Below are 17,992 nucleotides of genomic sequence, written 5' to 3' on the forward strand. Positions count from 1 at the left end.
GCCTCGCCGGTGGCGACAAGAACCGTCAGGCTTGGCAGCGGCACCGGGGAGGATTCCAGATGATCGAGCAGTACGGCAAGATACGATGGTACGACCTCTAGCACGGTAACACCGTCGGCAATGACGCTTTGCAGCAGATCGTCCGGCCGCAGGATCAGCTCGTTCGGATAGATGACGGTCTGGCCGCCGAGCGTAAGCGACGTGAAGAGCTGCCATACCGAAATATCGAAGCAGTGCGACGCGTTCTGGGCGATAATGCTGTGTTCGTTCACCTGCAAATCCTCGACCTTGGCGGTCAAGTGGTTCATCATTCCGCGGTGCTCGACCATCGCTCCCTTCGGACGGCCCGTCGACCCCGACGTGTAAATGACGTACGCCAGACGGTCCGGGTCGTGCGGCAGCCCGACGTTCGAGCCGTCCGCTTCGGCAAGCATATTGCCGAGCCGGTCGAGCTCGAGCGCTGTACAATGAAGCTGCACGCTCAGCTCCTCGCTCATGAACACCGACTCCGTGAGCAGCACCGCCGCCCCGGCGTCGCCGAGCATGCCCGCCGTCCGGTTCGCCGGATAGTCCGGGTCGATCGGGATATACGCGCCGCCTGCCTTCCAGACGGCGAGAATGCACGCCGCCAGAAGCGGAGTGCGGTGCAGCATAATGCCGACCCGGTCCTCCTTCGCCAGCCCTTGCTCCAGCAGCAGCCGGGCGATCCGGTTCGCCCGCTCGTTCAGCTCCCCGTACGTTACACGCTCCTGCCCGAAGACGAGCGCCGTCCGTTCCGGATGGAGCGCCGCCCGCGCTTCGAACAGCTCGTGGATCGACCGCTCCGCCGCCGTGTCGCCCGGCCGTTCGTCATAGAAGCCGGCGAGCTGCTCCCGTTCGGCGCCCGTCAGCAGGCAAATGCTGCCGATTGCTGTCTCCGGATTATCCGTCATCTGCTCCAGCACGCGGATAAAGTGTCCCGCCATCCGTTCGATCGTCGCCTGATCGAACAAGCTCGTACGGTATTCCCACAAAAACTGCAGCCCGCCTTGTCCGTGGGAGGCTTCCAGCGTCACGTCCAGCTTCGCCGCCCGGTGCTCGAACTCGCATGGCTTCAGCGGCCATTCGCCCAGCTTCATGCTCGCCATGTCCATATTTTGATAGACGAACATTACATCGAACAGCGGGTTCCGGCTCATATCGCGTTCAAGCTGCAGCTGCTCCACCAGCTCCTCGAACGGGAAGTCTTGATGGGTGAAGGCGTCAAGCGTGTCCCGCTTCACTTCGGCCAAAAACTCCCGCACCGATTTCGCGCCGGCCGGCGCGCTGCGCAGCGCCAACGTGCCGACAAACATGCCGACCACTTCGTCCAGCTCCGCAGCCGTTCTGCCGGCCACCGGCGAACCGACGATCACGTCGTCCTGGCTCGTATATTTGGCCAGCATGACGTTGAAAGCGGCGAGCAGCACCATGTACACCGTCGTCTCCGTCTCGGCCGCAAGACGGACAATCTTGTCGGTCAGCTCAGGGCCGCCGGCAAGCGTGATGCGGGCACCGGCAAAGTCTTGCGCCGGCGTTCGCGGCCGATCGGTCGGCAGCTCCAGCACAGGCAGTTCCCCGGCGAAGCGGTCGAGCCAGTAGGAACGCTGCTTCTGCAGCTTCTCCTGCTGCTCCTCCGAGCTCAGCCAGACACTGTAATCCTTGTATTGCAGCGAAACTTCCGGCAGCATGTCACCGCGATACAGCGCCTGCAGCTCCCGCAGTAAGATTTGTACGGAAATGCCGTCCGTCACGATGTGATGCACATCGATGAAGAGCAGCGTCTCCAAGCCGTTTTGTACGACGGCTGCCCGAAGCAAAGGCGCCTGCTGCAGCTCGAATGGACGAATCATCGCTGCCGCCAGCCGCTCCGGCGTCATGCCTCCTCCTTCCCCATCAAGACGCATGAGCCGGAAGCTCACCCGCTCATGAACGCGCTGCATCGGCACGCCATCCCGGACGATAAACGATGTGCGCAGCGATTCATGCCGCTGAAGGATCGCCCTGAAGGCGGACTCCAGACGGTCAGAGTCCACTTGCCCTTCGATGCGGTAAACCGACGGCAAGTTGTAAGCGGTTTGTCCGCCTTCGATTTGTTCGAGCACAAATATTCGTTTCTGCCCCGGCGACAAAGGGTATTCCGCTTGCTTCAAAGCCGGCGCGATCCCGCTTTCCGCAAGCCTGTCTCCCCTATCGATGAGCGAAGCAAGCTCGCGGATCGTCGGAGATTCGAACACAGCCTTAAGCGGCATGTCCGCTCCCATATCGCGGTGAATGCGAGCCGCGAGCTGCGACGCTTTGAGCGAATGTCCGCCGAGCCGGAAGAACGGATCGTCAATGCCGATGGCCGCAACGTCCCGGTCCAGCAGTTCGCTCCAAAGCGCCGCCAGCCGCCGTTCCGTTTCGTTCCTCGGGGCAGCGTAAGGGGAGCCGCCGCTCATAGCCAGCTCCGGCTCCGGCAGCGCGGACCGGTTGATTTTCCCGTTCGGCGTGAGCGGCAGCTTGTCGAGCTGCATGATCGCAGCCGGCACCATATAATCCGGCAGCTTGCTCGCCAGGCCTCTGCGCAGCTCTGCAGTCGAAGGCTCCTCGCCTTCCGTCGTGAAATACGCGCACAGATAGCTGATGCCCTGCGAATCTGCGCGGTCAATAACAACCGCTTCGCGAATGCCGGGCAGCTGCAGCAGCTGAGCTTCGATCTCGCCGAGCTCGATCCGGAAGCCGCGTATTTTGACCTGGTGGTCGATGCGCCCCAAATATTCGAGCTGTCCGTCCGGCAGCCAGCGGGCCAAATCGCCCGTCCTGTACATGCGCCTGCCACCCCCCGGCACATGCGGCACGAACTTCTCCGCCGTTAAGTCGGGACGGTGCAAATAACCGTCGGCAAGCCCTTCGCCCGCTATGCACAGCTCACCTGCAACACCCGGCGGTACGAGCTTCAAATGCCTGTCCACGATGTACACCTGTGTGCCCGCAATCGGGCGTCCGATCGGGATTTGCTCCGGAACCGGCGCTCCGGCCGCCCCGGCGTCCCATAGCGTCGCACATACGGTCGACTCCGTCGGACCGTACGCATTCACATAGCGGACATGCGGCTGCCACGCTTTGACCAGCTCGGAGGGCGAGGCGGAGCCGGCGGTAATGAGCAGCCGCAGCGAGCTTGACCGCTCCGGCGCCAGCTGAACGGCATATGTCGGCGGTAAGGTGGCGACCGTAATAGCGTGCTGTTGAATGAAGCTCTCAAGATGTGCCGGATGATGCAAAATGTGTTTCGGCACTACGAACAGCAGCGCTCCGGTCAGCATGCTCATGAACATTTCCCACACCGAGGCGTCGAACGACAAGCTCGCGAACAGCAGGACGCGGTCCTCTTCCGTGACGTGCAGCCGCTCCCGGAATGTAGCCAGCAAGGAGCTCATACCGCGGTGCGGCACCATGACTCCCTTCGGGCGGCCGGTCGTACCGGAAGTGTAGATCACGTATGCCGGGTCGGAATCCCGTACAGCGTATCGTTCATGCTCAACGTAAGCTGGCCCGCTCTCATACAGTCCTTCATCGTCCATACATAAAACGGCTGCTTGGGAGCTTTGCACGACGTCACGCTGCAGCAGCCTCCGTTCGGTAAGCAGCAGCTTGACGCCGCTGTCCTGCAGCATATAGGCGATTCGCTCCTCCGGATAATCCGGATCGATCGGCACATAGGCGCAGCCGGATTTGAGGATGCCGAGAATGGCCGCGATCGTATCGATCGACCGATCCGCCATCAAGCCGATCAGCTCGCCTTGCACTGCGCCGCGTTCGCGCAGAACGGCAGCCAGACGGTCCGCACGGCCGTTCAGCTCCGCGAAGGACAAGACACGCTCGCCGTCGGTCACCGCTTTCGCTTCAGGCGTGCGGAGCACCTGCTGCTCGAACAGCCCGTGAATGGTCACATCGTTCGCCTGCGGTATCTCACTATCGTTAAACTTCGCCAGCTCGGCCGCTTCCGCATCCGTGACGATGCTCAGCGCCGCAACGGGTAGACCGGCATCGGCGTCGACCTGCTCGATCAACCGCTCCAGATGGCCGGCAAGCCGCGCAAGGACGCGCTGTTCATATACGCCTTGGCGGAATCCGATGCGTACCGTCAGCTCCCGTCCGGGGAATACCGAGACGGCGAGCGGATAGTGGCTTCGTTCGAACGCATCCGCCCCCGTCACGCGGAAGCCCGTCTCGGCGGCATTGTTCAGCTCCGCTTCGTCAAGCGGATAGTTCTCGAAGGCAATGACATGATCGAACACATGCTGCTTCAGCTCGCACGACGCTTGAATTTCATAGAGCGGATAAAATTCGTACGACCGGGAGCGGATCGACGCTTCCGCCACATTGTGCAGCAAGCTTGCAAACGTCGAATTCGCTTCGGCGCGAACGCGCATCGGCAGCGTGTTGATGAACAGCCCGACCATCCGTTCGACGCCGTCCAGTTCCGGCGGTCTGCCGGCGGCGACGCTGCCGAATACGGCGTCGTCCGTATCGTTATATTTGTGCAGAAGCACTCCCCATAGCGTCTGGAACACCGCGCTCAACGTCACTTCATGCCGGTTTGCGATCGAATGCAGGCGCGCTGTCGTTTGTTCGTCCAGCACAAACGTCAGCTCACCGTAAGCATCGTGTTCGTTTTGCCGGCCAACCGATGCTTTGGGCAGCGTAGTCTGCGTATCGAAGCCGCTCAAATAGTCGCTCCAATAAGCAGCGGCCGTCTGCCGGTTCTGCGTCTCCAGCCAGCGGATATAGCTGCCGTACGAAGGTGCGGGTGCCAATGCCGCCGCCCACTCCGCAAACCGGTTCCTCCCGAGTGCCGCATATGCCTCGAACCATTCGCGAAGCACGATGCCGAGACACCAGCCGTCGAGAAGCACATGGTGGAAGCTCCATACCAGCTTATGCGAGCGGTCTCCGGTACGGATCAATGCGACCCTCATCGGCGTCTCTCTGTCCATGGCGAAGCCGCGCTTCCGTTCGGCCTGTTCGTAACTCGCAACGGCTGCTGCCGCTTCTTCGGCAGTCCATGCGCTGTAATCCACCAGCTCAAGCTTCGGTACCGTACGGGCTGCCAGTACAGCCTGCAGCGGCGTTTGTTCAGTGTCATGACGGAAAATCGTACGGAATATATCGTGACGCGCGATCAGCAAATCCAGGCCTTGCTCCAGCCAATCGGCGCGAACGCCGCCTTCCAGCGATAGCGTCAGCTGCTGGAAATATGCCTCGGAATCAGGGTTCAGCTGCGCTTCAAGAAGAAGCCCTTCCTGCAGCGGCGATAGCGTGTAGGCGTCGGTCAGCTCCACGGCGGCAGGCAGCGAAGCATACAATTGCTCCAGCGCGACTTGCCCGATACGAACGGAGCTCAGGTCGCTTGGCGTCAGCTCGCTTCGTCCCTTCCCGGCGCAGTGCTCCAGCAGAGCAGCCAGCTGCTGCAGGAACGAATCGGCGAAGCTTTCCACCGCGCCTTCGGCCCACTCGGAAGAATCGTAATCGAGCGCAAACGTCAGCTGATCGTCGCGGATCCAGCCGTTGATGTCGAGCGGATAGCGCCGTTCCATGCGCGGGCTGATTTCCTGGCCGGTCTTGCAGACGGAACGCCCGATGCCGCTGCCTTCCGCGAAAGCCGCATCCAAATCGCCCAAATAGTTAAAACCGATCTCCGGGTTCAGCCGGAACGACAGCCCGTTTAGCGTCGCCCGGTCCGCCAGGAAGCGAAGCGCTCCATAGCCGATTCCCTTGTGCGGTACGGACCGCAGCGTTTCCTTCACCGCTTTGATCCGTTCGCCGGGCGGCAGCTCCAGCCCCGCCGGCAGAATTACCGGATACAGCGCCGTAAACCAGCCGACCGTTCTTGTCACATCCAGCTCATTGGCAGCAATGACCTGCTCCCGGCCGTGTCCCTCCAGCCAAACGCCGATCCGCTCGCCGCCGCTCCAGGCGGCAGCCGCATACGCTAACGCGGACAGCAGCAAATCGTTCGTCTCCGTACGATAAGCGCGATGAGCGGCCGTCGTCAGCGCAGCGGTATGCTCTTTGGAGAGCGTGACGACCAGCTGCGAGGAGCGGCCGATGGCAGACCGCGACGATGTGCGGACACGTGGCAGCGGTGTGAGTGCCGTTCTTTCCTGCTCGAGCCAGTATGGAATTTCCCCAAGCAGCTCTTCGCTTCCGGCCCAGCTGTGAACGGCCGCCGCCCAATCCCGGTACGAATGTGTTTTGGGCGGGAGCTCCAAGCTTTTCCGCTGCACAGCCAAGTCATATAACGATGCAAAATCATCCAGCAAAATTCGCCACGATACGCCGTCTACGACCAAATGGTGAATGACAATCAGCAAATGATCGCCCGCCGCCGTCCGGAACAAGGCAAGCCGTACAAGCGGACCTCTATGCAGATTGAAGCCCGTTTGCAGCGCTTCGGCTTTCCGCTCGATCGCTTGGCCGCATAGCCCCGGTTCCAGCCCGGACAGTTCGACGACCTCCCAACCAAGCTGGGCTTGGCGAACCTCTTGCACATATGCCGACAACGTCTCTTCGCGCTCATGGAACACGCAGCGCAGCGCATCGTGATGCTCCAGCAGCTTCGACCAAGCTGCGAACACAGCCTCCGCCTCAAAGCCTTCCGCACGGTACAGCATAACCGACTGGTTGAAATGATGCGCGTCGGTAAACCGTTGTCCGGCAAACCAGCTTTGGATCGGTCCGAGGGGAACGTCGCCCTGCACCGGCTCCTGAGACGCCGTAAGCCTGAGCTGCTTCAGATGCGGTGCCAAATGGCGGATCGTCGGCGTCAAGAACAGCTGCTTCATCTCCATCTGCAAGCCGAGCTTATGCAAGCGGGACGATACTTGGATCGCTTTGATCGAATCGCCGCCCCGGTGGAAGAAATGATCGTCGATGCCGACAGAAGCGCCAAGCAGCTGCGACCAAATATCCGCAAGCTGCCGCTCCGCCAGGCTGCGTGGCGGCGCATAAGCCGTTTCGCGCAGTCCTGAAGCCTCCGGCTCCGGCAGCGCTTTGCGGTCGAGCTTGCCGTTGGCGGTAATCGGCATCCGCTGCAGCTGCACGAACTGGGCGGGAATCATATAATCCGGTACATGCCGGCCCAAATCGTCGCGCAGCTCGGCTGCCGTCAGCTCGGCATCGGCGACGTAGTAGGCGCATAAATACGTGTGCCCTTGCCCGTCTTTGCGGGCCAGCACCGCCGCCTCGCGAACGCGGCCGAGAGCCAGCAGGCGGTTCTCGATTTCGCTCAGCTCGATGCGGAAGCCGCGGATTTTCACCTGCTGGTCCATCCGGTCCAAATATTCCAGCGTGCCGTCCGGCAGCCATCTTACGAGGTCCCCCGTCCGGTACATCACCGTACCGGGTTCGAACGGGCAGGGAACGAATCTCTCTGCCGTCAGCTCCGGCTTGTTCCAGTAGCCTAAACCTAGGCCTCTGCCGGCAATGCACAGCTCGCCCGGAACGAGCACTGGCTGCAGCGCCATCTGCGCATCGACGACATAGAGCTTCATCCCGCGCACCGGAACGCCGATCGGCACGGACTGGGCCTCGGGCTTCAGCTCGTTGACGGCATGGAATGCCGCCAGGATCGTCGTTTCCGTCGGTCCATAGGCGTTGATGAGCTTATCCGGCCCGAGGAAGTCAAGCGCCTTGCGTATATGCGGAAGAGACGCCTTTTCCCCGCCGAAAATGATTTTTCTCATACCGGACAAGCATTCGATCTCTTCCTCGACAAGCATATGAAAGAGTGCGGTCGTGATGAGACCGACCGTGATGCGTTCGTTTCGAATCGTGCCGGACAGCAGCCGAAGATCCCGGACCGTATCGGCATCTACCATGACAAGCGCAGCCCCGTTCAGCAGCGCACCGAACAGATCGAACACGGACCCGTCGAAAGCATAGTTCGAGAATTGCAGAACCCGGTCTTCGGCTGTGATATCGATATAATTCGTATCCAAAACGATATGCGCTACATTGTCGTGGGTTAACCGCGTACCCTTCGGCTGCCCTGTCGTTCCGGACGTGTAGATGATATAAGCTGCATCATTAACGTCATTAATAGTCTCCAAATCCGTACCGTCGGCATCATAAGTCCGCTCATCATCGAGCCGCAATGGGACTCCGTCATACGATTCCAGCGCCGGACAAACGACCCGTTCATGCGTCAGCACCAGCCGGGCTCCGCTGTCGGCCAGCATATAGGCGATTCGTTCCTCCGGATACGCCGGATCGATCGGCACGTAAGCGGCCCCGGCTTTCAATACGCCGAGAATACCGACGACCATCTCGACGGAGCGCTGGAACAGCAGTGCAACCGGCGTATTCGGTGCAGCCCCCCGCTCCCGCAGCGTACGCGCCAGCCGGTTCGACCGCTCATTCAGCTCTCGGTAAGTCAGCTCTTCCCCACGGTAAGATACAGCGATTCGATCCGGTGCAGCTCGTACCTGCATCTCAAACAGCTCGCCGATGCTGCGGGAGCCCGGTTCGGTCTGCATCGGCACGTTAAACGCGGTCAGCACCTGAGCCTTTTCCCGTTCGGTGATCAGTTCTATCTCTCCAATGCGGAGCAACCGGTTTGCAGCGATTTGCTCCAGCACATGCAGGAAGTGTCCGGACAAACGGCGTATCGTCGCCCGCTTAAACAGGCCCGCCGCATATTCCACTTGGAAGCGGAGCCGATCGCCGTCATGGAACGCTTCCAGCGTCAGATCGAACTTCGCTTTCCGGCTCTTGGATGCATACGGCGTAACCGACAGATCGCCCATGCGCAGCGCCTGAACGTCATAATTTTGCAGTGCGAATACATGGTCGAACAGCGGGTTGCGGCTTACATCCCGTGGCAGCTGCAGCCGGTCCAGCAGCTCTTCCAGCGGATATTCCTGGTGCTCGTACGCTCCCAGAACGGCTTCCTTCATTTCCATCAAGTAATCGTTAAAAACTTTGTCCGCTGATGGTACGGAACGGATCGGCAGCGTATTGACGAACATGCCGACAACCGAGTCCAGCTCCTCATGCGCCCGTCCGGCGAAAGGCGTGCCGACTACAATGTCGTCCTGCCCCGTTTGCTTGGCAAGCAGAACGTGGAATGCCGCCATCAGCACCGTATACAAGGTCGCTCCCGTATCCGACGACAGCTGCATCAGCTTGCGAACGAGCTCGGCTTCCGCCGTGAAGCTCAGCTCATCGCCCTCGAACGAACGAACTGCCGGGCGCGAATAATCCGTTGGAAGTTCGGCGGTTTGCAGCTCGCCTCGGAAACGATCCAGCCAGTAATCCCGATGCAGCTCCATGACCGGATGTTCGTTCCGCTTGTTTTGCCAAGCCGCAAATTCCTTATATTGCACACGCTGCGGTGCAGGCTCCCGCCCCTCGTACAGCTCCGCAATATGGCGCAGCACGATGGAGACGGACACGCCGTCCGAAACGATATGATGCATGTCCGCAAGAAGCACGTGCTTCCGCTCGTTCACTCTTACTATGGCAAACCGGGCAAGCGGAGCTTCCGCGAGATCAAACGGCTGCACATAGTCACGAATTATTGCTTCAAGTCCCTCCTCTTCACATTCAAACCAAGCAAACTCCGGCTCCACATGCTCATGGATCCGCTGCACTGGCACGCCGTCTACGAGAGCGAACGAAGTACGCAGCGATTCATGCACCCGGAACAGCGCCCTCAGCGCTTCTTCCAGCCGACCGCGGTCCAGCTCTCCTTCCAGCAGCAGATAGCCCGGCATATTGTAAGCTGTACTGCTTCGATCCAGCTCATGAATGAAATACAACCGTCGCTGCGCCGGAGACAGCTCGTAGCCGTCACGCGCTTCGAGCGCCGGAATAAGTTCATGCTCGGTTCTCCCGAGCGTGTCGACGAATGCGGCCAGCTCGCGCACGGTCGAACGGCGCAGCAGCTCGCGAAGCGGCACGTCGACATGCAGCGCCTGCTGGATCCGCAGCATCAGCATTTGGGCCTTGAGCGAATGGCCGCCCAGCTCCAGGAACGAATCGTTGACACCGACCCGCTCGATTTCCAGCACCTCTTCCCAAATCGCGGCAAGCAGGCGCTCCGTTTCACTAGCCGGCGGTTCATAGACCGTATCGGAGCGTACGCTTTCCAGCGGATCGGGCAGCGCCTTCCGGTCGATTTTGCCGTTTGCCGTAACCGGGAGCTTATCCAGCTGCAAGAAGTACGCAGGAATCATATAGGCCGGCAGCACGGCGGACAACGCTTCCCGCAGCTCTTTCGCTTCGATTGGACGCGCCGCCGTGAAATATGCGCAGAGAACGGCATGCCCCTGCCGATCCTTGCGGTCGACGACAATGACGTCCTTCACATGTTCGACGCCCGATAGCTGGACCTGGATCTCGCCCAATTCGATCCGATAGCCGTGAATTTTGACTTGATGATCGATCCTGCCGAGAAACTCAATGACGCCGTCCTCGCCGAAGCGCGCCCGGTCGCCGGTCCGGTACATGCGCGCGCCGGGAGCGTCCATGAACGGATCGGGCAGGAAGCTGGCTCGGGTCAGCTCCGGATCGTGATAGCCGGCCGCCAGGCATTCCCCTCCGATATACAGCTCCCCCGGCACTCCGATCGGGCATGGCTGCAGCTCCCCATCCAAAATATAGTAATAAGCGTTCTGAATCGGACGTCCATAAGGGATGCTGGTCCACGCCGGATCGATCTCGCCGACTTCATGGAAGTTCGACCATACCGCCGCTTCCGTAGCTCCGCCCAAGGCGATCACCTGAGCCGACGGGAATACCCGTTTCACCGCCGGAGGCAGCGCCAGCGGGATCCAGTCTCCGCTCTGGAAGACGATTCTCAGCTTGCTGTCCGTGACCGGCTCCTCCATGCGCTCCATGTAGGGCACAAGCTGTCCGAGCGCCGCCGGAGCGGAATCCCAGAACGTGATCGGCTCCGTACGCAGCAATTCCAGCAGCAAGCCGGGCTCCTTCACATCCGTTCGGCTGGCTATATGAACCGAGCCCCCTGCCGCCAGCATGCCGAAAATATCGAAGACAGACAAGTCGAAGCAAACGGACGTGACGAACAAAACCCGGTCGCCTGGCCCGAACCCGAATGTGCGCAATGCCCAATCGATCAGGTTCAAGACCGGCTTGTGCCGTACGAGCACCCCCTTCGGCGTGCCGGTCGAGCCGGAAGTAAAGATGGCATAAGCGTAATCGTCGGCACATGCTTGCATCGGCAAATTGGCCGCAGGCAGCGACGAATTTAGCTCTTTGTCCGAACGAACGACTGTAAGCGGGTGCTGCAGCTCGGCGGCGACGTCGTCCATCAGCGGCTTAAGCTCGGAAGTCGTTACCATAACTCGAATGCCCAGTGTGCCGCAAATATGAGCGATCCGCCCTGCCGGAAAATCAGGCTCGAACGGCACGTACGCCGCGCCCGCCTTTAGAATACCCAGCAATCCGGCGATCAGCCGCTCGGAACGTTCCATCACCATTCCGACGAAATCGCCGCAGCCGGCGCCGAGCCGCTTCAAATAATGAGCGAGCCGGTTCGCCTCCTCGTTCAGCTCCGCATACGTCAGCGAACGGCCCTCGCAAATGAGCGCGATTGCTTCAGGCTGCTGTGCGGCCTTCTCTTCGAACCACCCGTGCAGCGTCGTATTGTCCCGATATGTGCGGTACGTACGGTTGAAGTCATAAACCGTAAGCTGACGTTCCGCGTCCGTCGCCAAACGAATGTCCGCCAGCCGCAGCTCCGGCTCCGCCGCAATTTGCTCCAGCACATGGAACCAATGTCCGCTGATTCTTTCAATGACGCCTTGCTCGTATGCAAGCGCGTTATAATTGCATTTGACGAGCAGCTCTTCGCCCGGAACTATTATGATGTTCAAATCGTAGTTCGTCTGCTCGAACGAAGCGAATTCGCCGATTGTGAAGCCGATCTCCGCCGGGTTAAACGCGCGCTGAAGCTCCTCGCGGTCGACGGTTACATTTTCCAGCACCAACAGATGATCGATCAACCCCTGCTGCATGTCCGTTAGCGCCTGAATGTTCGTCAGCGGCTCATGATCGTAGCGTCCCCCAGTCGCCAATGCTTGATCCCGCACGCTGCGCAGGATGTCGCTGAACGGCCGCCCGCGGTCCATCCGTACCCGAACCGGCACCGTATTGATAAACAATCCGACCATGCGGTCCACACCGGACAATTCGGCAGGGCGCCCCGATACGACATGGCCGAAGACAACGTCGGTCACCTGATTGTATTTGGCCAGAACGACGGCCCAAGCCGCCTGAAGCAGCTGATGCAGCGTCGCGCCGTAACGATGGGCAAGGCGCTCCAGCTTCCGTGTCGTCTCCCGGTTTAGGCGGCTTGCGCGTTCGGCGAGCTCGTAGCCTTCCAAACCCGTGTATCCGGAGCGTTTCGGCACGCCGGTTTGCTGCTCGAAGCCCTCCAGCGCCGATTTCCAATACGCCTTAGCCTCGTGCGGATGCTGCTCCTCCAGCCAAGAGATGAACCGCTCGTAAGGGACGGCCGGTTCCAGCTCGGCGGGCATACCGTGGACAGCCTGCATATACAGCCGGAACAAATCGTTCATCAGCAAGCTTAGGCACCAGCCGTCCATCACAATGTGATGGTGAGTCCATGCGATCTTCCATGTGCTTTCGCCAACCTGCACGATTGTATATCGAACCGGCAGGTCACGGGTCAAATCGAAGCCGTTCGCGCGCTCTTCGGCAATAATGCGCATAGCGGTCTCCATCCGTTCCTCTTCCGGCACGTGCATCACGGACATCGCCGTTCCTACGGCTTTACGCGACTTGACGACGAGCTGAAGCGGCCGGCTTCCCACAGCCGGAACGAACACCGTACGCAAGCTTGCGTAGCGGTCGACGATACCTTGAACAGCCGCATGAAACGCTTCGATATTCAGTATGCCTTCCAGCGTAAAGACGAGCTGCTCCGTGTACATTTCCGATTCGGGGTGTAAATGCTTATAGAACAGCATCGCCTCTTGCAGCGGAGTCATCGGGTACAATCTTTCGATTTCCGCGCTGGGGAGCTTTTCCTGCAGAAAGTCTTGAACTCGGGCAAAATCGGGCGGCAGCAGTCCATGGCTTCCGAAATCCGAAGGAGTCCGCCGCCGCTCGCCGAGCTCCGCGCAGTGAGCCGTCACATGCGCCAAGCTGGCCCGGAACAGCTCGGTGAACGAAGCAAGCGGAATCGAACCTTCGTTCGCCGCCAACGGCCAGCTTGACGCAGCCGCTTCCAGCCGTCCTCCGGCTGTATACACGCGCATCGCCGGTGCGGAACCGTACCGATAGTCCCCGTCCAACACAGCCCTTGCTTCGGAATCCACCTCTCCGGCGAAGGCGAATGCGACATCCGGCTGAAGTTTCGAACGGTGCTCCGTGCTTTCCGAACGGCGTACGATATCCGAATAAAGCTCCCAGCCTAACCCTCTATTCGGAACCCTCCGCAGTTCCTCCTTCACTTGAGGCAGGAACGCAGCAAGCTCATCGCAATGCGCAGCATCCAGAACATGCGGGTACGAATAACGGAAGCAGCCGGACGTGCGGGATACGTCTCCTGCTTTGCTCCACGCTTCCCGGCCGTCTCCTTCGAGCATGACCGTGAAACGGCTGCGGCCCGTCCCCAGCTTCAGTGCCAGCCCCAGTGCGGCCAGCAGCAATTCCTCAAGCGTCATGCCGTATGCTGCCGAAGCGGCTGCAAGCATTCGTCTCGTTTCCTCTTCGCTCCATTGAAGCATCATTGGAGATACCGTGCCGCTTCCCGGCATGGCCGGAACTACAGCCTCCAGAGCCGAATCAGCCTGCTCTGCCGTTACCGCCGATTCAGCCGATACTCCATGTACGGCGGACACCGCCGCAATCGCCGATTGCTCGACGGCACGCCAGTACGACAGCTCCTTCTGCTGCATGCCCCCCTCGTACCAGTTATGAACCGAATTCGACCAATCCCGGAACGCTCCCGTTTTCGCCGCAAATTCGACAGGCTGGCGCAGTATGGCTTGCATCAGTCCGGTGCGGATATCCGAGAGCAGGAGCTGCCAGGTTTTTTCGTCGACCAGAAGCCGGTGTATGTAGAGCTGCAGATGGCTGCCCTGCCCGGAGTGAATGAGCAGCACGCGAATAAGCGGCTCCTGCCAATCATGCTCGATTGAAGATAACGATTGATGACGCGCAAGCCGGGCTTTCTCTTGCACCACAGAGCTGTCCTCGATTCCGGACATTTCCACCGTATCCAGCCGATACCATACATCCCGGCTGCGAGGTGCGTCCGAAACGCCGCGATTGTATTGAACGAGCCGCCCGTTCTCCTGACGGAACGTCACCCGAAGCGCATCATGATGCCGGAGCAGCGCGTCCATCGCTTGAATGACGTGCTGCTCTTCAAGCCGCTCCGCAAACGGAAGCTCCCTGTATTCATAAGTTACGGCCGGCAAACCGTTGGGTCCGCCTGCAAGCAGCTCCAGCTGTCCCGGACTCGGCATAATATGTCCTTCAACAGATTGCTGCCCGGCAGCGCCGCCGATCCGGGTCAGACGGGCGGCCTGCATCGCGAGCACCGGATACTGGAACACGTCCTTCATATCGAGCTTCCAGCCATGCTGCTGCAGGCGGGCCGCTATTTTTAACGCTTTGATCGAATCGCCGCCCAGCTCAAAAAAATGGTCCGAAGCCGAGAACACCGGTACGCCCAGCACGCTTGTCCACACTTCGGCGGCCAGCTTTTCCTCATTCGTTCGAAGCTCAGCACCGATGTGCTCGTCCCTGCTGCGGGAAGCCGGCTCCGGCTTCGGCAGCGCCTTCCGGTCGATTTTGCCGTTCGGCGTAACGGGCATCGCTTCCAGCGCTACGATGCTGGCTGGAATCATATAATAAGGCAGACGCTCCGCCACATACGCTTTCAGCTCCGCAGGCGAGAGCTCCTGCATCGACGTGTAGTAGGCGGCTAGCGAAACGTTTCCTTGAGCGTCGGCATAATCGATGGTGACCGCTTCCGAAACGGCGGGATGGTCCGCGAGCGTATTGTCGATTTCACCGAGCTCGATGCGATAGCCCCGCACCTTCACCTGATGGTCGATCCTGCCGTAAAATTCAATGAACCCATCCGCCAGCCAGCAGCCCAAATCGCCCGTCTTATACAGTCTGCGGCCCGGCTCCCCGCTGAACGGATCTTCCCCGAACGCAGCAGCGGTGCGATCCGGATCGTATAGATAGCCTCGCCCGACACCGACGCCAGACACCCAAATTTCGCCTTTCACACCGACCGGACACATGCGCCCGAAGCGGTCCACAATATAGATGCGGAACCCCCGTACCGGTCTTCCGACCGGAACCGTTTCGTAAACAGGCGCTTCGTTCATGACATAATGCGTAATGTCGTCCGAAGCTTCCGTAGGTCCATAGGCGTTCACCAGCGGAATATGCGGATACTGACGGAACCAACGTTCGGCGACATTACGTTTTAACGCTTCGCCGGTTGAAATCAAGTGCCGCAAATTCGGCAAACGGCTCTTGCCCTGCACATCCAGCATAACGGCCAGGTACGATGGGACGACCTCCAGCACCGTCACCCCGTCCCGGTCGACTTGAGCGAGAAACTGCTCCGGCTTCAACACATCGTCATTGCTGTAGATGACCGTTTTGCCGCCGGTACAGAGCGCAGCAAACATTTGCCATACGGAGATGTCGAAGCAGTGCGAAGCATTTTGTGCGATGACGCTGTGCTCCGTAATCCGAAGATCTTCGACCTTTGCAAGCAAATGGTTCATCATCCCCATATGCTCGACCATCGCTCCCTTAGGCCGTCCCGTGGAGCCTGAAGTATAGATCACATAGGCTAATCGCCCCAGGTCGGCACGGACGCCCGGATGCGCGCTGCTCATCGCTTCGATGTCCGGCCCCAGCATGTCCAGCTTCAATACAGAAGTCCATGCGTCGACATCGCTAAGCTCCCCCGCAATCTGGGATGATTCGGTGAACAGCAGCGCCGCCTGCGCATCACGGACGATTTGCTCGACACGCTTCGCCGGATACGCCGGATCTATCGGGATATACGCGCCGCCGGCTTTCCATACCGCTAAAATACATGCCGCCATCAGTGGTGAGCGGTTCAGGAGAATGCCGACGCGGTCTTCCGGGTTCAGCCCGTTCGACAGCAGCAGATGAGCCAATCGGTTCGCTCTGCGGTCAAGCTCCCCGTACGTCCATTCGACACCTTCAAATACGAGAGCGATCCTCTCAGGATCTTGTGCTGCCAGCCGCTCAAAGCGTTCGTGGAAAGTCATATCGATCGGATCGGGATTCGGATTCGGCTGGAAGCTTTGCAGTTGTACCCTTTCGGCCGGATCGCACAGTTCATATTCCGATATCGGAATCCCGTCATTCTGCATCGCCTGCTTCAGAATATGAATCACACGGCGGTGTACGACGCGAATGTCTTCGTCCGTAAACACATCCGTCCGGAACTCGTAGTTGATGTCAATTTCGCCGGTTTCATGCCACTCCTTGATATTGATGACGAGGTCGTCGGCCTCATGGCCGGAGAACACATAATCGGTTTCGTTGCGAAGCGCTTCGAAATAATCGGTCTCAATGACCTGATACTGAATCGAAATGGAAAAAATACGGCTGAGATCAGGGTCCTTCTCCCGGACATGCTGCATGATCAAGTTAAACGGATAGCGCTGATGCCGTATGATCGTCATTTGCTGGCGGTGGACGTCCTCGAGAAGCGACCGGAAGCCGGCATCGCTGGGAAGCTCGAGCCGAAGCGGTGTCGTGCTGGTAAACATGCCCATCGTCGTCTTCTCTTTGCGGTTCGTCCGGTTCGTAAAATTCGTTCCGATCACGACCGTGTCGTTCGCGGTGATTTGCTGAACATATACGGCGTACAACGCCAAAAACAGCGTAAACATACTTCGGTTCTGCTCCCGGCTGAACGCCTTCACCTGCTCGCGAAGCTCGGCATCCAGTCTGTATCGGGACTGTTTGGCGGCGGAGCTGCCGGCAAACGGGTCAAACGGCTTCAAATCGGAAGGCGCCGGAATCGTTTGAAAGGCGTTCATCCAAAATTGCCGGTCTTTGGCGAAGCGGTCGGAGGCTTCATATTCTTTCTCCGAGGCCGCATAATTCAAATAGGACGGCTTCTCCTCAAGCGGGATATCGCTGTCATCCAGCAGCTGCGTATAGACGGACATCGTTTCGTTGATCGTATAGGCAAGAGAGTAGCCGTCTGTAATCAAGTGATGCAGTTTGAAGATCAACCGGTACCGGTCGCGGGCAAGCTTGAGCAGAGTGAAAGCGTAAAGCGGAGCATGCAGCAGCGGAAACGATTCGGCTGCATGACGCGACAGCCAATCTTGGGCGGCATGCTCCGGCTCCGGGGCATCGCTCAGATCGACCGTCGGAAGTTCGTAGGGGATGAATGGAGATAGAGCCTGCATCGGTTCGCCGGACTCGCTCTCCAACATTTGAAGCCGAAAGGCGTCGTTCGACCGGATAACGCGATTGACTGCCTCCTGCATAAGACTTTCGTTAATTTGAGTATGGAATGAAGCAGTTGCCATCAAATTCGCGATCGGAGAATTCGGATACATTTGCACGGTATACCAAATTCTTCTTTGGGCATAAGTAAGCGGATACAAGGTCAGATCATTCATCGGATCAGCAGCCTCCATTCGTATGGTCAGTATGCTTCTTGTAATGTTTATATGATGTTTTGTTGTATATTCAACTGACGCTTCGAAGCTGTGACGCTCAAAAGCATCAATGTACCAAGCGTCAAACTAAAGAAATTTTAAGATGATTAATGAGGTAAATTATACATTATCTGTAAATCTAGTCAGTTATATGTACAATATACTACGTCTTCTAGTGGGTCAAATGAATTTTTTATTTTGAATATCAAGTTAGCTCCGCTAAGGTCATGATGTGAGCTTCTGGTAGGTGATGGTGT

General features: G+C 59.1%; 1 protein-coding gene. It reads right to left on the reverse strand.

What is annotated here, in order from left to right:
* On the reverse strand, window positions 1-17,696 hold a 17,696-nt coding region (locus ACFFK0_RS09935), incomplete at its 3' end, for a non-ribosomal peptide synthetase (RefSeq protein WP_377470003.1).
* Window positions 17,697-17,992: the final 296 nt, after the last annotated feature.

It is taken from the genome of Paenibacillus chartarius, from assembly GCF_042432825.1.
GTDB classification, from domain to species: Bacteria; Bacillota; Bacilli; order Paenibacillales; family NBRC-103111; genus Gordoniibacillus; species Gordoniibacillus chartarius.